The sequence below is a fragment of the Aggregatilinea sp. genome (assembly GCF_036822615.1).
Classification (GTDB): Bacteria; Chloroflexota; Anaerolineae; order Aggregatilineales; family Aggregatilineaceae; genus Aggregatilinea.
Map to the genome: position 1 here is coordinate 1 of NZ_DAISHJ010000100.1, position 19,346 is coordinate 19,346.

Here is a 19,346-nt window from a genome sequence, read left to right on the forward strand (position 1 = left end):
CCATCCCCTGGCCCCTTCCCCCACGCAAGCGGAGGGAAGGGGAAAAATCAAGAGCCGGGCGGGTTTTAAACCCGCCCCTACAAAACCTGTTGGGCGCGGCTTGTCTCCCCTCTCCAGCCCAGACTGGAGAGGGGCCGGGGGTGAGGTCGCGTTTGCTCTTGCCGTTGCATCTACTTTGACTGACCACTGATCATTGAAAACTGAGAACTGCTCTATATGCGCAACATCGTCCTGACGGGGTTCATGGGCACGGGCAAAACGACGGTCGGGCAGATCGTCGCGGAACGTGCCGGGCTGGCGTTCGTGGATACGGACGCGGTGATCGTGGCCCGCGCGGAGCAGTCCATCGCGGAGATTTTCGCGGCGCAGGGCGAACCGGCCTTCCGCGCGCTGGAAGCGGAGGTCTGCGCCGATCTCGCGGCGGGCGGCGGGCAGGTGATCGCCACGGGCGGCGGCGCGCTGCTCGATCCGCGCACGGTCGAGGTGTTCGCGGACGGGAATCTGTTCGTGTGCCTGATGTGCGACCTGGACGAGATCGCACGGCGCATCGGTGACGATCCGCTGCGGCCCCTGGCCCGCGACGGCGTCGAGCGGCTGGCCCGGCTGCTGGACTCACGCCGCCCCATTTACGCCCGTGTACCGCACCAGATCGACACGTCATCCCTTACCCCGCAGCAGGCGGCAGAGGAGATCATACGGTTATGGCAGCACACCTGAGTATCGAGGGACTGGAACACACCTATCCGGTCATGATCGCGCCGGAAGCGCTCATCGCGGGGCTGCCGGAGTTCGTCGCCAAGGGGAAGTTTTCGCGCGCGATCGTGATCACCAACGAGACGATCGCGCCGCTCTACGGGCAGGCGCTGGCCGAACGCCTGCCGGACGGCGGCCTTATCACCGTGCCGGATGGCGAACAGTACAAAACGCTCGACACGATGCACACGCTCTACGACGGGCTGCTGGCCAACGGCGCGGATCGCGGCAGCGTGGTGATCGCGCTGGGCGGCGGCGTGGTGGGCGATATGGCGGGTTTCGCGGCGGCATCGTTCATGCGCGGGATCGCGCTCATCCAGGCGCCTACATCGCTGCTGGCGATGGTCGATTCCAGCCTGGGCGGGAAAGTCGGCGTGGATCTGCCGCAGGGCAAAAATCTCGTCGGCGCGTTCAAAGATCCGCTGGCTGTGTTCGCGGATACGTCCACGCTGGCAACGCTGCCAGAGGTCGAGTTCCGCTGTGGGCTGGCGGAGGCGGTGAAATCGGCGCTGATCGGCGACCCGGAACTGCTGGAACACATCGAGGCGAACGGCCCGCAGCCGGTGGAGTGGATCATCGAGCGTGCGGCGTCGGTGAAAATCGACCTCGTGCAGCGCGACCGGCTGGAAGGCGGGCCGCGCGCGTTCCTCAACCTGGGGCATACCTTTGGGCACGCGGTCGAACAGGCCAGCCATTACGCGTGGCGGCACGGTGAGGCGGTCGCGCTGGGCACTGTCGCGGCGGCGCGCCTGTCGGAAACACTGGACCTCTGCGGGCCGGGGCTGGCCGAGCGCGTGGAAAATGTCTTTCGCATGGTGGGCCTGCCGGTGCGCTACAGCGGCCTGACGCCGGAACAGATCTGGGGCGCAATGAGCCACGACAAGAAATGGCACGGCGGCGCGGCGACGTTCGTTCTGCTGGAAGATGTCGGCTCTCCGATCGTCAAGCGCGGTGTGGCCGAAGCGGACGTGATCGACGTGCTGGCCGGGCTGCGGGAGGACGCATGAACATTTTAGTGATGCACGGCCCCAACCTGAACCTGCTCGGCACACGGGAGCCGGGCGTGTATGGCGCGGTGACGATGGACGAGATCAATGCCGCGCTGGAAGCCTATACCGCCGAACACGGCGCGAAAGTGCGCTGTTTTCAGAGCAACCACGAGGGCGGCCTGATCGATGCGCTGCACGAGGCGCGCGGCTGGGCGCAGGGGATCATCATCAATCCTGGCGGCTATACGCATACCAGCGTCGCGCTGCGGGACGCGATCAGCGCCGTGGCGCTGCCCGCGATCGAGGTGCACCTGTCGAACGTTCACGCGCGGGAGCCGTTCCGCCACACATCGCTGATCGCGCCAGTGTGCGTCGGGCAGATCTGCGGCCTGGGCTGGATCGGCTACCGGCTGGCGCTCGAAGCGCTGCTGGCCCGCGAGGAGGGGTAGCGGGTCGATTCGCGCAGCGGGATTTTTGGGGGCGTATACATACGGTCTAACGAAATAACCGTATCACCGCGACCTCACCCCCGGCCCCTCTCCAATCCAGGTTGGAGAGGGGAGACAAGCCGCATTCAACATGTTTTGTAGGGGCGGGTTAGAAACCCGCCCTGGTTTTGTCCGGACATAAAAATTAAAGAGCATCAATACGCCCCTACGCGATCCCCCTCTGATCCCCTCGGGTACGGTTCGCGCACACAACGGGCGGAGCAAGCCCCGCACCTACGGATCTCCCCGTAAATTCCACCTATGACCTTGCTAACAGCTATGCGCTAATTGCTAACGGCTGCATTTAAAAAAGCTCTCCCGCCGATCAAGGCTGACCGGCGGGAGCTGTGGATCGGGTTCAACAGCGTGCGGGTATCATCACGAGTGGATGCTAGGGCGCGACCAACACCGCATTCGGCACAGGCTCACCGGTGACCTTCTCGTAGCTGAGCTGCAAGAGCGACACCGTGTAGAGGAAGTTGTGAATGGTCGATGCGTCGTCGCGCGCGAACTTCAGGTTGTACACGGCACCCTTCAGATCCACACTGGCATCCTCGGGCAGCGTGAAGTACGGATGGTGATCCAGTACTTCGACGCCCGCATCCTGAACCGCCATCGTGAGCGCTTCCAGCAGGCCCGCAATCTCGTCCTGGTTGGTTTCCACCGTACCGTCGCCGTCGTAGTCGTCTTCCGCGTCAAACGCGAAGGTCTCGACGCCTTCGTGGCAGGTCTGGCAGACCGCGACATTTTCCGTACCATCCGCAGCCGTCATCGAGAAGGTGTGGCCGCCGACCATATGCTCTTCGGTCACGCCCTCCGCATTGGCGGGCTGCTCGTCCAGCACGGCGCTCATATGGCAGCCGATGCAGGTATCAGGCACGACGTCGCCGTGCAGGCTGGAAGGCAGCGTTTCGCCCCAGTCATAGCCGCCGGTGCCGTTCATCAGCTCGGCAGCGGTCGAGTAGTGCGGCACGCTGAAGTTCTCGCCCTCGACCGAGGTTTCCGGTACGGTACGGGCGTTGTGGCAGGTCATACAGGTCGCAGCAGGCCCCGCGTCGGTGACGTCCGTGCCGTTGGGCAGGACAACCGAGTCGAAGACGCGCAGCTGGTTCGGATTTTCCGCGTCGTGCGGATCGTGGCAGACCGAGCAGGTGATCACCTGATAGTCCGTGCGGGCTTCCGCCTGCTCCACGCCGTTCACGTAGTCGATGTAGCCGACGCCGCTGTGGCAGCGGACGCACGCCGCGTGATCCTCACCGATCGGATACCAGAACGCCTGGGCGTTCATGTCCGAGTGGCCGCTCTGTTCCCACTGCACGACCGTGTTGTGTTCCGTGCTGGACGCGTGGCACTGGGCGCACGTTCCGGCGGACATCCCCAACGAGATCATCGGGTCGTCCTGCGGGGCGGCCAGATTCACGTGGAAGTTTCCGGGGCCGTGGCAGGCTTCGCACTGGACGTTCGCCATATCCGCGACTTCGGGGAATTCCTCGATCATCGATTCCCAGTTGCCCGCTTCGAGCGTTTCGGGCACAGACCATCCGGCCTCGCGTGCGACGTCGTCAAAGCCGCCATTGTCGGCTTCGGGACTCGTGTTGTAGCCGGTGGTGAAGTGCGACATCATTTCGTCGGTGAGCATCGGAGCGAGTTCGCCGTTGATCGCGCGGGTGAAGATCGACGCGTGGCCGGTTTCACGCCAGGACGCAGCCTGATCTTCGTGGCAGAACGCGCACTGGTCGAAGTCCGGCTCCAGACCCTCGGACCCGCCGTTGCCCACGTAAGTGGTCGCGTGCACGGTCCAGGTGGTCGTGGCGGTGTTGCCGCTCTCGTCCGTGGCGTTCAGCGTCAGGACGTAGTCGCCTTCGACGTCGGCCAGGAAGATCGCCACGTTGCCCGTGACAAGCTCCGCCGCCGAGCCATCCGGCGCTTCCAGACTCCACTCCCAGGTGAATCCTTCAACCGGCGACTCCGGCTGTTGGAAGTCATCGATGCTCTGGACGTTCATCAGCGGGTAGATGCCGAACGGGAAGATGAGCGCCTGAGCGGGCTCCGCCGCCGCGTCTTCACCCGCAGGTACGGCATAGGCCATCGCAGCGACGTAGTTGCCCACGCCCACGACGTTCGCCGCCGAGGTGGTGATAGGCGGCTCGTCGCCCTGCCCACTGGCACTGATCGCGCCAAACGCCATCAGCAGCAGGGCCACACCTAAAACTAGAAGCATCTTATACAAGTGTCGTGACATCTTTTGCTCCTCTCACATATCGCGCGCAGCCGCACGCTTGTCGAACCGGATGATGTACGCCAATCCACAAAAAATAAAAGAGACTGCGCGCTCGATGCGGCAATCTCTCTTATCACAAAACAGACTCCACCCCCAGGCCATGCGACGGCGGGCCGCGGCGGTGGACGAGAATCACGCTGACTTCCTGAACAAACCCGGTCCGGTTTTCGAGCAGCACGTCCAGCACTGCGCCGGTTGTGGCGACGGCCACCCGTGCTGAGTCAGCGGCGGGTGAAACGGGTGGTGCGGTGCGCGCGGACAGCATTTCGCAGCCCGGCGCGGTGGGAACGGAGTGGGTCAGCTTGACCGGAGCCGCCTGGGCTTCCAGATCCGCCAGCCCCTGTTCGATGCCGTCCAGCAGGCTGAGGTCGTGCAGCAAAACCTGACGGTCAGCACCGGTCCGTGTTGTGTCGTACACTTGAAGGTAGCGATCCATCAGGGCGGCGGCCTGATCGTCGTTGGCCTGCGCTTCGGGCAGCTTCAGCAGCCGATGGCCGAGCGCAACCAGGCGCGCGTCGAGCTGCTCTTGCAGCGGGTCCGGCGCGGTTTCCGCCAGGACCGCTTCGCGCTCGTTTACGTCGCGCGCGACGACCAGCGTATTCCGGGCCGCGGCGGCGGTGTCGCTGTGGCAGGTCAGGCACGGCTCCAGATCCGCCAGCGCGTCTTGAATGCGCAGGCGCTGGTCCAACGTGCCGGATGCCGCGTTCCCGTGAGGCACGAGAAGCGACAGCCCTGCTGCCAGAAGCAGCAGAAGGCCCGCTGTGATCGCTATGCCATAACCGTGCTTGAACATATCCGTCAGACTGCCGTCTCTTGAACGTTTCCGTTAATGACGCGGCTCCAGCAGATCGTCACGCCAGAGCCAATTTACAGGATACAGATCACCCGGCAGGCTAGGCCAGTGACGTTGATCACTGTCCATCCCTGTACAACTACCATATCATATCAACGCCTATTGGTACAAATAATATTGAATTTGCTCAAAAACGCGAATCTCATTATTGTTGAGCGCGAGCACATGACCTACCTGCAGAAAGGGCAGCCTGCTATGCAACGGTTACGGTTCATGATGGTGCTGTTCAGTATCCTACTGCTGGCTCTCAGCGCCGGACTGATTTTTGCCCAGACCGACGAGCCGTCCGAGGAACCGGAGGCCGGACCGACGGAGACGCCTGTTGACGCGCCGACTGAGTCTGCCGCCGTGTCTACCGCCGAGGCGGAACAACCCACAGCAGAGCCAACAGAGGAAGCGCCTCTGGAATATATCGGCTCGCGGCGCTGCTTTAGCTGCCACCGGGGCGTCGGCCAGCCGCATTTCTCGTCGCAGCACGCGCTGACGTTCCAGGAAGCCGACGAGGATGTCATCGTCGCGGACTTTTCCCAGGGCGAAGACGTGCGCACGGTGCAGCTTCCCGGCGAGGATACGCCGCGCGCGTTCACGGCGGACGATGTGTCATTCGTGGTGGGCACGGGAACCTACGCGCAGCAGTTCGTCGTGGCTGAAGAAGGCGACGAGACGACCCGGTATTGGGTGCTGCCTGCCCTGTGGAACGCAGGGACTCAAAGCTGGCAGGCATGGGGCCCGGATGGCGCCGAGTGGCCCGGCAACGCGTTCGACTGGACGCAAAACTGCGCCGGATGCCATACCACGGGCCTGAATTCTGAAACGAGCGAATGGATTGACGTCGGCGTGCAATGCGAGGCCTGTCACGGGCCGGGCAGCGCGCACTTCGCCGCCGTGCAGGAATTCGGCAGCACCGACGATCCTGAAGAAGTTGCGCAGATCCGGGACGCGATCGTGCTCAGCCCCGATCCGCAGATTTGCGGCCAGTGCCACAGCCAGGGCGTGAGCGGCGACGGTCACCCGTACCCGACCCAGTATCTGCCCGGCGACGATCTGCTTGCCAACGGCGTCTTCGAGCTGGTTTCGCCCGACGACGACGCGTACTGGTGGACGACCGGACACGCCAGCCAGAAGTACATGCAGTTCAACGAGTGGCTCAATTCCGGCCATCCGCATGCGCTGCAGGTGATGCGCGCCAACAACCGGGCGGTTGATGCCTGTCTGGCGTGCCACAGCGCGAATGCCGGATTCGTGCAGACGCTCAATGCGGCGGTCGAAAGCGGCAACCTGTCCACCGCGCCGGACCCGGCCCTGATCGATACGGCCCAGTTCGGCGTGACGTGCACGAGCTGTCACGTCATCCACCCGGCGACCACCGGCGAAGAGGGCGAGGACGCCGAACCGGATGCCGCCGCGATGGCCGCTGCCGTCTATGACCAGTGCACGGCCTGCCACAGCAACACGACCCTAACGGGCGGCATTCACCACCCGACGAAGGAAATGTTCGAGGGCGCGCAGATCGTGGATGAAGTCGATGGCATGGCGTCGTCGCACTTCACGCAGGCGGAAGGTCCCAAGTGCGCGACGTGCCACATGCCGCGCGTGCCGGTCGAAGACATGGGCACCCGCGCCAGCCACAGCATGAACATCGTTGCGCCGGGTGACGCGCTCGACGTCGAGGCCTTGCAGGACACCTGCTCGGCGTGCCACAGCGAGCAGGCCGATCCCGCCGCGCTGCAGGAGCTGATCGACACGATCCAGCGCAGCACGCAGGGCCGGATCAATGCGGCGCGTGATGCCGTAACCGACAGCACGCCGGACTGGGTCGTGCAGGCGCTCGATTTCGTGGACGGCGACGGCAGCCAGGGCATTCACAATTACGAGTATTCCGACCGCCTGCTCGACGCGGTGGAACAGGAACTGGGGCTGGCCGTGGTGCCCACGCTCGAAGTCACGGCGCCGCCGGAAGAACCGGCCCAACCAACACCCACGCTCGCAGTGGTCGAACCGGACAGTGAAGCCGGTGAAACGCCCGAAGCCTCGAGCGGCAACTAGGAAGCGGAGAAATCAGGATGACTGACCGTCTCGATATCGACTCAGGCATGGCCCCACACACGCCCCGTCCGGTGTGGCGGCTCATGCTGCTTTGCGGGGTCATGGCCCTGGCGCTGGCGGCGATCGCCATGTTCGCACAGCCCACTCCTGCCCTGGCGCAGGGGGATGGCGGCGATGCCACGCCTACGGAAGAAGCGCCCCAGCCCGCACAGGACGAGGCGCAGGACAGCAACAGCTACTGTATCGTGTGTCACGGCACGCCGGGCCGCACCGTCCAACTGCCGGACGGCAGCGTGCTCGATCTCTACGTCGATCCGAACCTGCTTGCGCACTCCGTGCACGGCAGCGACGAAGGCGCGCCGAACCTGGGGTGCACCGACTGCCACGGCGAAGACGCATTTCCGCACAATGATGCGCTGCCTGAAAGCAAACGCGTGCTGACCATCCGCGCCGCCGAGTCGTGCTCGAACTGCCATAACGAGCTTCTGGCCGACAGCGCCCACCTCGAAGCATTGGCGGCGGGGAACCTTCAGGCGGCGACGTGCGTGGACTGCCACGGCTCGCACGAGATTCAGCGCACCGAGGACCAACCGCAGCTCGTCGCGCAGGTGTGCGGCGACTGCCACACGCAGACCTTCCAGGAATGGGGGAACAGCCCGCACGTCGATATGGGGTCGCTGGGCTGCGCGGTGTGCCACCTGCCGCACGGCCAGCAGCTTCGCCACGAAAACACGGTCGAGCTGTGCACCGGCTGCCATCGCGTGCCGGGTGACATCTACGTTCACTCGACGCACCTGGACAGTAACGTGGTCGAAGTGACCTGCACCGACTGTCATATGGGTGTCGATCCGAACCTCACGCTGGCCTCGCTGCAAAACAACGGCGAAAGCGCCGATGCGACCCAGACGGATCTGCTGCGCGACCCGAACGAGGAGCCGACCGATCACCAGATGCACACGCAGATCCGGTCGTGCAACACCTGTCACCAGCAAATGCAAGAAACGGGGATCTGGGCCCAGATCCGCAACGTGGACGAGAATCTGGTGATCGAGCGGGACGCGCTTGAGCAGCAGGTGTCCGACCTCAACGAGCAGCTTCAAGAATCCAACCAGGGCCAGGAAGAAAACGACACGAACTATCTCCAGTTGATCCTGGGTGTGATCGTGGGCGTGATCGTTGCCGGATTTGTCGCGTTTATGCTGCTGCCGCGCGCGCGGTCCGAGGACGAATCCTCCGAGTAAGCGACGTAGAGTGGAAATGTAAAAACGGCGCGCACTTTACGGTGCACGCCGTTTTTGGTTCCGTGCCAGGACGCCGCTCGTTTTATGCGCCGGACCCCACATGCTGCTGTGCGGAGGTTTCGCTCAGGCCCAGCCGCACGGTGAACACGCTGCCCTGCCCGAACCGGCTGTCCACGCTGATCGTGCCGCCGTGCAGCTCGATGATCTCCTTCGAGATGGTCAGGCCCAGGCCGGTCCCCTTGCTTGCGCCGTGCATGCCCCGAAAAAACGGCTCGAACACCTGTGACAACTGATCGGACGGAATGCCGATGCCGGTATCGCGCACGCAGATCACCGCCTGCGGCCCGTTTTCCGAAATTTCGCGGTCGAGGCTGACTTCGATGTGGCCCGATTCGGGCGTGTAGTTGATCGAATTGGTGATCAGGTTCGTCAACACCTGGGCGATGCGGTTGGCGTCGGCGTAGACGCACAGCGGCGTATGCGGCAGTTGCACCACCATGTCGATGTGTTTGGCGTCGGCGTGCGGCTCCTGCACCGTGATGATGCGCTCCAGCAGCGGCTGAAGCTCGACGTTTTCGCGCTTGAGCATAATCGTGCCGCGCTCGAAACGGGACATGTCGAGCAGGTCATCGACCAGGCTTTCCATGCGCCGCGTGACGTAATCGAGAATCGACAGGTGCTCGGCCAGCCGGGACGGATCTTTGCCCAGCAGGTACAGGCGCATCTTGATATTGGTGATCGGCGTGCGAAGCTCGTGGGACGCGTTGGCGATGAACCGGTCCTTTTGCTCGCGCAGGGCTTTTTCCTGGCTGACGTCGCGGATCAGCTCGACCTGCCCAATCTGCTGGCCATCCGGCCCGATCACGGCGTTGATGGTCAGGGCGGCGTCGAAGGTGCTGCCGTCCGCGCGCTGGAGGGTCAGTTCTTCGCACCACGTCAAATCCTGCCGCAGCGCATCGGCGACCTCGGCACGCCACGCGTTCGGCTCGTTGATGGAGGCAAGGGCGCGTTCGTAGGCTCCAATGGATGCCGCGCGCGTGTCTTCCTTCTGGCTGTCGTACCCCAGCAGCGCAACGAACGCCCGGTTGATGTAGAGCACCCGGCGGTCGTTGTCCAGGTAGATCACGCCTTCGCCCATCGCGTCGAGGATCGTTTCAAGCTGCGCGCGCTCGCGGGCCAGCTCCAGCGTGCGCTGCGCGACCCGTTCCTCAAGCTCGGCGGCGTGGCGGCGCACGTCGTCGTAAAGCTGTGCGTTCCAGATCGCTACGGCGGCCTGATCGGCAAAAGTTTGCAGCAGCCGGGCGTGTTCGTGCGTGAACGCCGCCGGTCTGGCGCTGTCCAGGTTGAGGAAGCCGAACACGCGCCCGTGCCGCCGGATCGGGACTTTGATGTGCGACTGTATCCATCTGGTCTGGGGGCGCGGTATCCAACTGTCCGAGGTGGGGGCGTCGTCGATGATGAACGGCTCGCCGCTTTCGAGCACCTGTTTGAGGCTGGGAGATTGGTCGAGCCGCAGCACGTCGTTGCTCAGCCAATCGCCCAGGTTTGCTTCGTCGTAGTGGCCCTGCCAGCGCGCCACGCGCGCCCGGTCGCCTTCCATCAGCATGATGTTGGTCGAATCGCTCGGCACGACCCGCGCGACGCTCGTGAGCAGCCGGTCGAGCACTTCATCGACTTCCAGCGTCATGGTCAGCGCTTCAGCGGCATCGCGCAGAGCGTCGGTCAGGGCGCGCTGTTCGTGCTCGGCCTGTTCGGCCTGCTTGCGCTCGGTGATATCTTCCGCCATAGCGAGGATCATCTGGCGGTCGATGCCGGGGCTTTTGACCGGATAGGCCGTGACGCGCACCCACACCGGATTCCCATTTTTATGCAGGTAGCGCTTCTCGATCTGGTACTGATCGCGGTGGCCCAGCACCAGCTCGCGGAAGTAGCGCTCGTTTAGCGGCAGGTCGGCGTCGTGCGTGATGGCATCGAAGGTGAGGGTCGATAGCTCCTCGGCAGAGTAGCCCAGCATCCGCTGTAAGGCAGCGTTGGATGCGACCAACCGCCCGCCCAGATCGGTCAGCATCATGCCGACCGGAGCCTGCGCGAAGACGGCGCGAAAACGCGCTTCGCTGCGCTGGAGGGTCATTTCGACTTCCGTGCGCTCGGTGATGTCGATCCCCGTGCCCATCAGGTAGTTGACCGTGCCGTCAGGCCCCAGCAAGGCCGTGTTCGACCACGCGATCAACCGCCGCTCGCCGCTTTTGCAGATCACGTAGCTCTGGTGCGTATTGGGGAACTGCCCGGCAGCCAGCTCGCTGAATCTCGCGCGGATGTCGGGCGTTTCGTCCGGGATGATGAACATGTCCCAGAAGTAATGCCCGCTGACCTCATTGCCACGATAGCCCGTGAGCGTTTCCCAGGCGCGGTTGCAGCGCACGATGCGTCCCTGGGGGTCCATCACCACGACCAGCGCGGCGACCGTATCCAGCACCGCCGACGAAAAGTCGCGCTCCTCGCGCAGAATCTCGCCCGCCTGTTTGTTCGCCGTTACGTCGCGCAGGGAGGCGAGGAACGCTATCTCGCCTTCCCATACCACCGTGCCCACGCGCATTTCAATGATCAGCGGCGTGCCGCCGAGTTTGGTCAGGTTTAACTCGCTCGTTTCACCAATGTTGAGCGGGTATTCGAACGGGGTTCCGCGCATTTCTTCGTTTTCGCAGCCGAACAGCATTTCGGCGGCGGGATTGACGAAGCGCACCTTGCCGCGCGTATCGACCACCACGATTCCATCGATGCTGTTGTCGATGATGTTGCGCAGGTTGATGGTCGAGATCTGAAGCTCGTGCCGCTGCTTTGACAGCGCGTCCTGGCACGCGACCTGATCGATGGCCTGCTGCGCGGCGCTAACCAGCAGATCGGGCGTCAGCCAGATGCGCGGCAGGCAGATTTGCGCCCCCGCATCGAGGGCCTGCTGGCGAGCTACGGGGTCGTGGGTATCGGTAACGACCAGGATGGCGCTTCGCAGCGCGTGCACGCGGATTTCCGCCAGCGCGGTAAGATCCGCCCATTCCATCCCCGGCGCATACAAAAAGATGGCTTCGTCGCCGCCCAGGGTCGCTGCCGTCAATTCATCCGCGAGGTGATCGTGCCGCAATGCACGTAGGGAGATGGCGCCGCTTTGTTCCGCAGCATACAGAATATTTTGGAGATCTTCGGGCACCGGCTGCACGACGAAGACGGTGATCTGGGCCGGATTCGACATCAGTGTACGTCCCGTTGCTACCGCAACCTTCAAAACCTATCTATGCGCTGACTCATATCGTATACGAGTTATACTGTGAGTTCATGATTCAGGATAGGCGAATTTGTGCCTAACAGAGTAAATTTCAAATCTGTCTCAGTATATCAATTGTTCAGGACTCGATGTACTAGCAAAAGACACAGAAGAATAGAGATGATTCGCACTCTGGGGCCGCTCGCGCGCCAGTTTAGGCGATCGGGTACCGGATCGAGTATAGTTCGAAACCTGCAGAGGTCGGATAGGTAGCTTGGCGGAAGGCCGCAGGCCGCGCGCCCGCGATGGAGGATTGAGAATGGACCGGTCACAGTTTCGCGGGATCATTCCCGCGCTCGCTACGCCGATGCACGACGATGGCTCGCTCAACCTGCCGGGCGTCGCGCCCCTGATCGAGTTCGTGCTGTCGGAGGGCGTGCACGGCATCTTCACGCTGGGCAGCCAGGGCGAAGCGTTCGCGCTGTCGGCAGACGAGAAGCGGCAGGTGCTGGAAGCCGTCATCGCGGCGGTGGGCGGGCGCGTGCCGGTGATCGCCGGATCGGGCGCAATCACCACGCGGGACGCCATCGCGCTGTCGAAGCAGGCCGAGCAGGCGGGCGCGGATGCGCTGTCGATCGTCACGCCCTACTATATTTCGCCCTCGCAGGACGAGCTGTACGCGCATTACGCGGCGATTGCCGAGATCGTGACGATTCCGATCCTGGCCTATTCCAACCCGATGCGTACGGGCGGCGTCCGCATTGCTCCGGCGACGATGGCGCGGCTGGCGGCTGATTTCCCGCACATCATCGGCATCAAGGATTCCAGCGGCGACCTGTCTGAGCTGGGCGCGCTCGTGCGCGCGTGCCCGCCCGATTTTCTGGCGTTCGTGGGGCGCGAGCAGCTTCTGTACGGCGCGCTGTGTTACGGCGCGGCGGGCGCGGTCGCGCTGGCGGCGAACGTCGTGCCGGGGCTGGCGGTCGGCGTCTACGACGCGTTCCAGGCGGGCGATCATGCCCGCGCGCGGGCGTTTCAGGAGCGTTTTTCCGCGTGCCGCGAGGTGCTCGGATCGGTGGGGTCGTATCCCGTGCCGGTCAAGGAGGCATTGGGATTGATGGGGCTGCCCGTTGGTCCCGCACGCCGCCCGATTCTGCCCCTGAACGAGACCCAACGCGAGCGTCTGGCGGCGGCGCTCGAAGCCAACGGGGTCCGGCTGGCCCGCGCCGCGCGTCAGCCGTAAGGAGGGCGGGCGTCCTTGACAATGCGTACGCTGTGGTGGAAGATTGCGCCTGCGTCCGTAGTCCCGCATCGACTTTTTGCGGGAACGGCGCAGGTCCGAATCGGGAAGGTTGAAAGCTTTTAGTCCTATGGATGTTCCGCAAACCGTAACGCTACCCGCAACGTACAGCGAACCGCCGGTGCTGGTCATCAAGCCGTCGTCCGGCTGGAGCAGCCTGGCCCTGCACGAAGTGTGGGAATATCGTGAGCTGGCCTACTATATGCTCACGCGCGAGATCAGGGGCCGCTACCGCCAGATGGCACTTGGCCCGCTGTGGATCGTGCTGGGGCCGCTGCTCTCGATTGCGATGAACTCGATTATTTTCGGCACGCTGGCGAAGCTGCCGTCGGACGGTATTCCGTACCCGCTGTTCAACTTCGCCGGACTGCTGCCGTGGACCTTCTTCACCTCGGCGCTGATGGCGTCGGCCAACAGCCTGCTCAACTCGCGCGGGCTGATCTCGAAGGTCTATTTTCCACGGCTGATCATCCCGATCGTGGGCGTGCTGAGCAATCTGGTTGATTTCACGATCTCGTTCGTGATCTTCCTGGGCATGATGTTGGCCTATGGTTATGCGCCGGGCTGGGGCATCGTGCTGGTCCCGGTGATGCTGCTGGTTGCCGCCCTGACGGGCATGGCGGTCGGGCTGTGGGTGTCATCGTGGATCGTGCATTACCGCGATGTGAGCACGCTGTTGGGATACGTCACGCGCTTCTGGATGTACGCCACACCGATCGTGTACGCCGCGAGCGTCATTCCCGACCGTTGGATGCCGCTGTATAAGCTGAATCCCATGACCAACATCGTCGAGGGCTTTCGCTGGGCGCTGCTCGGCCAGGGCCGCGCGCCCGACGTGTATTTCCTGGTTTCCACCTTGCTCATGCTGCCCATCCTCGTTTCCGGCCTGTACTACTTCCGCCGGACCGAGCGCAACATCATTGACATTGCGTAGTCAGACAGATCACCATGACCTATAACGCGATCCAGATCGATAACATCGCCAAATCGTACCGCATCGGGATGGCCGACAAACACCCGGTTACCCGGGGCGAGGCCGTGCGCGAGACGCTGCTGTCGCCGTTCCATTACCTGCGCACCCGCCTGCGCGCGCCGGAAGAAGACGAGATCGTGTGGGCGCTGCGCGGCGTGTCGTTCGACGTGAAGCCGGGCGAAGTCGTGGGGTTGGTCGGCAAAAACGGCGCGGGCAAAAGCACACTGCTGAAGATCCTGTCGCGCATTACCGAGCCGACCTCCGGGCAGGCGATCATTCGCGGGCGGGTTGGCTCGATGCTCGAAGTGGGGACCGGCTTTCACCCCGAGCTGACCGGGCGCGAAAATATCTACCTCAACGGGACGTTCCTGGGGATGCACCGCGCCGAGATCGAGCGCAAGTTTGACGAGATCGTCGCGTTTTCCGGCGTGGAAAAGTTCCTCGATACGCCTGTCAAGCGCTATTCAAGCGGTATGTACGTGCGGCTGGCGTTCGCCGTGGCGGCGCACCTGGAGCCGGAGATCCTGCTGGTGGACGAGGTGCTGTCGGTGGGGGATGCGGAGTTCCAAAAGAAAAGCCTGGGCAAGATGTCCGACGTGGCGAAGGAAGGCCGCACGATTCTGTTCGTTAGCCATAACATGGCGGCGGTGCAGGGGTTGTGCCAGCGCACGATCTGGCTGCGTGATGGGCAGGTCGAGCAGGACGGGCCGACGGGCGAAGTCGTCTCCAACTACCTGAAGACGTCGATCTTCTCCAACGCAGAACGCGTATGGGCGGACCTGAACGACGCCCCCGGCAACGAAAAGGCGCGGCTGGTTGCGGTGCGCGTGCTGGATGGGAAGGGCGAGGCATCCGGCCAGGGGCGCATCGAGGAGCCGCTGACGATCGAGGTGGAATACGCCGTGCTGGAGCCGGACACGGTGCTGAACATCTCGGTTTCCGTCTACGACGAAAAGGGCATTTACGTCCTGGCGTCGCCGTCGAACACCGACGAAGTCTGGTTCCAGAAGCCGCATCCCGCCGGGCGCTACCTCAGCCGCGTGGTGATTCCGGCCAATACGCTCAACCTGGGCAGCTACAGCATCACCGCGCTGCTGGTCGAGGAAGGGCGCTACATTCTGGCGCAGGAAGACGGCGTCGTCTCGGTGGATATGGTCGAGCTGGGCACGTACCGCCGTGGTTATTTCGGCTATTGGGGCGGCATCGTGCGGCCCCTGCTCGACTGGCAAACCGAACAGATCAACACCGATCCCGCCGTCACTGCTCCGATCGAAGCGGCACAAGTGGATTAGATGTCTGCGCCGGTAGGAAGCATGGCATGAAGCCCAAGCTGCATCTCGTCGTGCGAGGCGCGACGCATTTTCTGAACTACGAGCGGCCCTACTTCGAGAAGTATTTCGACCTGGTTTCGCAGCCTGGCCCGGATACGGTCGTTTTTGCTTACGGCCCCGACGCGTTCGACATTCCGCCGACGCTGCCCGCCCGTTTGCGCGTCGCCTACGTGCTGCCGGGATACGGCCCCAGCCCGCTCTACGACGAGGACCGCCGCGCGCACCTGCTGGACACGATCGAGGCCAGCTACGATCTAGTGTTCACCAATCCCGGCCCTATTTACGAGGCGTTGAAGTCCAGCCCGAAAGTCGTGACGCACCTGTTTGCGATCAAGACCGGCATCGCGCGGCATTTTCGCCCGCGCACGCGGATCGATTCGCTGGTGCACATTTCCAACGAGCAGCCGCAGAAGGATTCCGCCCGTAACGCCGAAATCATGGCGCTGACCGGCTTGCGGCACGAGCTGTTCCCGCCGCGCACGGCCTACACACCGATGCAGCAGCGCATGTATCGCTTCAGAAAGTGGCTGCGCAAACACAATCTGCCCGCGCCCATGTTTTTGCACCCGGGATACGCGCGGCACGGGCGCGTGGTCCAGAAATATCTCGAATACGACGGCTTCGTGCACGTCGCGGGGGAAGTGCGGCCCTACAGCGACGGCAAATATACGGCGTCGTTTCTGGAAGCCGGGCTGACCGGATCGATCCTGTTCTGGCACGATACGCTGGGGCTGGGCAACGACCTGGAGACGGTGTTCGACCTGCCGCTGGATCCGCCTGCCGCCGCCGGGCGCATTCTGGAGATCCGCGACAGCCTGGACGTCGCTGCGCACAGCCGCCAGACCAGCGACGAGATCCGCACGAAGTTCGATCCCGACGCGATCACCCGCTTCCGCTGCGAACAGATCGAGGCGCGGCTCTGAGGCGGAATAGGCCGGCCCGGGGGTCGGGCGTTATAATGTCGCCATCATGGGCATAGGGAGACACGATGCCGGAGCCGTTGGTCATCTGGGGCGCAGGCGGGCACGCACTCGTCGTGGCGAACATCATTCGCCAGCGCGGTGAGTACACCATCGCCGGGTTTATCGACGACGTGACACCGGAACGCCGGGGCAGCGCCTTCGCGGGATCGGTCGTGCTCGGCGGGCGCGAGCAGCTCGACGGGCTGCATCAGCAGTGGATTCACACCCTGTTCCTGGCTTTTGGCGACTGCGCTGAGCGGCTGAAGCTGGCGGATCTCGTCCGCGCGCAGGGGTTCACGCTGGCGACGGTGGTGCATCCGGCGGCGGTGATCGCGCCGGACGTGACGGTCGGCTCCGGCACGGCGATCATGGCGGGCGTGGTGGTCAACCCCGCCGTGCGCATCGGGGAGAACGCAATTCTGAACACCCGCGCCAGTGTGGATCATGAATGTGTGATCGAGGACGGCGCGCACCTGTCGCCGGGTGTGTGCCTGGGCGGCAGGGTCAGCGTGGGGCGCGGAACGTGGATCGGCATCGGAGCCGTGGTGAAAGATAAGGTCCGCATCGGCAGCGGATCGATTATCGGTGCAGGCGCTGTGGTGCTGGGCGATATTCCGGACGGCGTGGTTGCCTACGGTGTGCCCGCCAAAATCATGAGAAGGACGACGGAATGACGCTGAAAACGAGCGTTGACGAACTTGCGATTTTTTCCGGCCAGCCCGCTTTTGACGAGACGCTGCACGTGGGCCGTCCCAATATCGGCAACCGCGAGCATTTGTTGGACCGGATCAACGATATTCTGGACAACCGCTGGCTGACGAACAACGGCCCCTACGTGCAGGAATTCCAACAGCGCGTGGCGGACTACCTGGGCGTGAAGCACTTCGTCGCCATCACCAACGGCACGATCGCGCTGGAAATTGCGATCCGCGCGCTGGGCATGACGGGCGAAGTGATCGTGCCCTCGCTGACGTTCGTCGCCACTGCGCACGCGCTGCAATGGCAGGAGATCACGCCCGTTTTCGCGGACGTGAACCCCGACACGTACAACCTCGATCCCGACGCGGTGGAGCGCATGATCACGCCGCGCACAACGGGCATCGTCGGCGTGCACCTGTGGGGCCGCGCGTGCGAGGTCGAGCGGCTGTCAGACATCGCGCAGCGGCACAACCTCAAGCTGATGTACGACGCCGCGCACGCTTTCGGCTGCTCGTATGACGGCGTGATGATCGGGAATTTCGGCGACGCGGAAGTGTTCAGCTTCCACGCGACGAAGTTCTTCAACACGTTCGAGGGCGGCGGCATCGCCACCAATAACGACGATCTGGCCGCGCGCCTGCGCCTGATGAAAAACTTCGGTTTCGCCGGGGTAGACACGGTGACGCACGTCGGCACGAACGGCAAAATGAGCGAGATTTCGGCGGCGATGGGCCTGACGCAGCTCGAAGACATCGACATGCTGATCGAAACCAACCGCCGCAACTATACGCAGTACCGCGCCGCGCTGAGCGATCTACCCGGCGTGAAGGTGATCGACTACGACGGCACGGAGCACCTCAATTACCAGTACATCGTACTGGAAGTGGACGAGGCCAAAGCGGGTCTCAGCCGCGACGAGCTTGTGACGCTGCTCAAGCCCGAAAAGGTGCTCGCCCGGCGCTACTTCTATCCCGGCTGTCACCAGATGGAGCCGTACCGCTCCTACTTCCCGCACGCGGGGCTGCTGCTGCCGCATACCGAGCGGCTGAGCACGCAGTTGATGTCGCTGCCCAACGGCACGGCGGTCGGGCCGGACGAGGTGGCGGGCGTGAGCGCGATCATCCGGCTGGCGCTGGAGCACGCAGACGAGGTCCGCGCGCAGCTGGCGCACCCGGTCCAGCCGCACGCCGTTTGAGCGCGCGCCGGGCGCGTAGAACCCCGGAAAGACTCTTGCACGCATGGCACATCACGAGGACGCACCGTGAAGATCGGCATTCTCTGCCCCATCGGCCCGCTGGATCGCTTCGGCTACCAGTACAATACGCTGTCGATCCTGCGCAGCCTGACGACCTTTGGGACGAAGGTGTACCTGTGCTCCTCGACGCGCAACCGCGCGCAGATCGATACGATTCTTGAGACGTTCCCGACCGTCGAATACATCGCCGGGCCGGAGACGTGGTTCGCGCAGGACGAGCACGGTGACGAGGTGCACGAGATCTTCCAGATCACGCGCAACGTCACGCGCATGATGGAACACGCCCGGCGCGACGGCATGGACGTGGGCGTCTCGATCCACATCAGCCAGTACGTGCAGGACCGCGCGATGGACCCGCTCCGCGCAGTAGCGCAGCGCATGCTGGACGACGGGCGGCCCTACGACTGGCTGTACAAAAAGTACCAGCTTTACGACCGCCTGTTTCACGCCGACGTGCGCGTGCCCTGGATCGTGAATCTGCGCATCGACAACCCGTACACGTTCTCGCCGGATTCGCTCACGCAGTGCGACACGGGCGAGACCGTCCGCATCGAGAGCGCCGACTTCCGCGCGCACGACGACGTCGCCATCGTGGACTGCCCGATGGAACGTACGCCGCAGGATCTGGTGGATTTCAAAGAGTTCACGCGCTTTTACGCGGAGCTTAACCCGAACGCCCCGACCGGCTTCGATTGGGACTACATCCGCGAATACTACGTGCGCAAGTTCAACGTCAAGCATATTTCGGATGAGCCGCTCGACCCGACCGGGCGCGCGATCGCGGCGGCCAGCCGCCCCGATTTCGTGTCGCACCTGCTGCTCGACCGTTACCAGCCGCCCGCACCTGCTCCGGCAGCGCCGCTCCCGCCGCCCGCGCATCCCGCGCTCACCGCGCCGCAAAAGGCCGAAAGGCAGCCGA

15 protein-coding genes are annotated in these 19,346 nt (G+C 63.8%); 12 read left to right on the forward strand and 3 right to left on the reverse strand.

Translation table 11 applies throughout. The annotated features are described in order from the left end of the window. Positions 1 to 216 precede the first annotated feature (216 nt). The 3 genes from V7116_RS19990 to aroQ are packed head-to-tail and all read left to right on the forward strand — an operon-like array spanning position 217 to position 2,191. Positions 217 to 717, forward strand: coding sequence for a shikimate kinase (locus V7116_RS19990; protein WP_324393738.1), 501 nt, complete (start codon positions 217 to 219; stop codon positions 715 to 717). Beyond that, a complete protein-coding gene (aroB, locus tag V7116_RS19995; RefSeq protein WP_324393739.1) occupies positions 702 to 1,760 on the forward strand; it encodes a 3-dehydroquinate synthase in 1,059 nt (352 codons plus the stop codon). The genes V7116_RS19990 and aroB overlap by 16 nt, the downstream gene beginning before the upstream one ends. Next, positions 1,757 to 2,191 carry a type II 3-dehydroquinate dehydratase gene (gene aroQ, locus V7116_RS20000; RefSeq protein ID WP_324393740.1) on the forward strand — a complete coding sequence of 145 codons (435 nt, stop codon included), beginning with the start codon at positions 1,757 to 1,759 and terminating at the stop codon, positions 2,189 to 2,191. Before aroB ends, aroQ begins: the two co-directional genes overlap by 4 nt. A 430-nt stretch (positions 2,192 to 2,621) precedes the next feature. On the opposite strand, the gene V7116_RS20005 is transcribed toward aroQ, so the two are convergent. Both V7116_RS20005 and V7116_RS20010 read right to left on the reverse strand, forming a co-directional pair. After that, entirely contained in the window at positions 2,622 to 4,472 is a 1,851-nt protein-coding gene (locus tag V7116_RS20005) for a cytochrome c3 family protein (RefSeq protein WP_324393741.1), read from the reverse strand. 112 nt (positions 4,473 to 4,584) lie between these two features. Then, the gene (locus V7116_RS20010; RefSeq protein WP_324393742.1) at positions 4,585 to 5,304 is read right to left on the reverse strand and encodes a hypothetical protein; all 720 of its coding nucleotides are present in this window, start codon (positions 5,302 to 5,304) and stop codon (positions 4,585 to 4,587) included. A gap of 255 nt (positions 5,305 to 5,559) precedes the next feature. On the opposite strand from V7116_RS20010, the gene V7116_RS20015 reads away from it, so the two are divergent. Together V7116_RS20015 and V7116_RS20020 are read left to right on the forward strand one after the other, a co-directional pair. Beyond that, positions 5,560 to 7,410, forward strand: a complete 1,851-nt coding sequence (locus V7116_RS20015; protein WP_324393743.1) for an ammonia-forming cytochrome c nitrite reductase subunit c552 — start codon at positions 5,560 to 5,562, stop codon at positions 7,408 to 7,410. Positions 7,411 to 7,427: 17 nt separating this feature from the next. Beyond that, complete coding sequence (locus tag V7116_RS20020; RefSeq protein WP_324393744.1) at positions 7,428 to 8,651, forward strand: cytochrome c3 family protein; 1,224 nt, start codon at positions 7,428 to 7,430, stop codon at positions 8,649 to 8,651. 82 nt (positions 8,652 to 8,733) lie between these two features. Here V7116_RS20020 and V7116_RS20025 read toward each other — a convergent pair whose 3' ends face one another. Next, positions 8,734 to 11,898: a PAS domain S-box protein gene (locus V7116_RS20025; protein WP_324393745.1), complete on the reverse strand. Its 3,165-nt coding sequence runs from the start codon at positions 11,896 to 11,898 to the stop codon at positions 8,734 to 8,736. A 331-nt stretch (positions 11,899 to 12,229) separates the two neighbouring features. Here V7116_RS20025 and dapA point away from each other — a divergent pair, with 331 nt between their 5' ends. The 7 genes from dapA to V7116_RS20060 form a co-directional block, all read left to right on the forward strand. Then, positions 12,230 to 13,150, forward strand: a complete 921-nt coding sequence (gene dapA, locus V7116_RS20030; protein ID WP_324393746.1) for a 4-hydroxy-tetrahydrodipicolinate synthase — start codon at positions 12,230 to 12,232, stop codon at positions 13,148 to 13,150. A gap of 127 nt (positions 13,151 to 13,277) precedes the next feature. Next, on the forward strand, positions 13,278 to 14,141 hold the full coding sequence (locus V7116_RS20035) for an ABC transporter permease (RefSeq protein WP_324393747.1): 864 nt from the start codon (positions 13,278 to 13,280) through the stop codon (positions 14,139 to 14,141). Between the two features lie 14 nt (positions 14,142 to 14,155). Beyond that, positions 14,156 to 15,472, forward strand: coding sequence for an ABC transporter ATP-binding protein (locus V7116_RS20040; RefSeq protein ID WP_324393748.1), 1,317 nt, complete (start codon positions 14,156 to 14,158; stop codon positions 15,470 to 15,472). 26 nt (positions 15,473 to 15,498) lie between these two features. Further along, on the forward strand, positions 15,499 to 16,434 hold the full coding sequence (locus V7116_RS20045; protein WP_324393749.1) for a hypothetical protein: 936 nt from the start codon (positions 15,499 to 15,501) through the stop codon (positions 16,432 to 16,434). 65 nt (positions 16,435 to 16,499) lie between these two features. Beyond that, entirely contained in the window at positions 16,500 to 17,147 is a 648-nt protein-coding gene (locus tag V7116_RS20050) for an acetyltransferase (RefSeq protein WP_324393750.1), read from the forward strand. Next, positions 17,144 to 18,367, forward strand: coding sequence for a DegT/DnrJ/EryC1/StrS family aminotransferase (locus V7116_RS20055; protein WP_324393751.1), 1,224 nt, complete (start codon positions 17,144 to 17,146; stop codon positions 18,365 to 18,367). The genes V7116_RS20050 and V7116_RS20055 overlap by 4 nt, the downstream gene beginning before the upstream one ends. A gap of 66 nt (positions 18,368 to 18,433) precedes the next feature. Then, positions 18,434 to 19,346 (forward strand): hypothetical protein (locus V7116_RS20060; protein WP_324393752.1); only part of this gene is annotated, 913 nt, incomplete at its 3' end.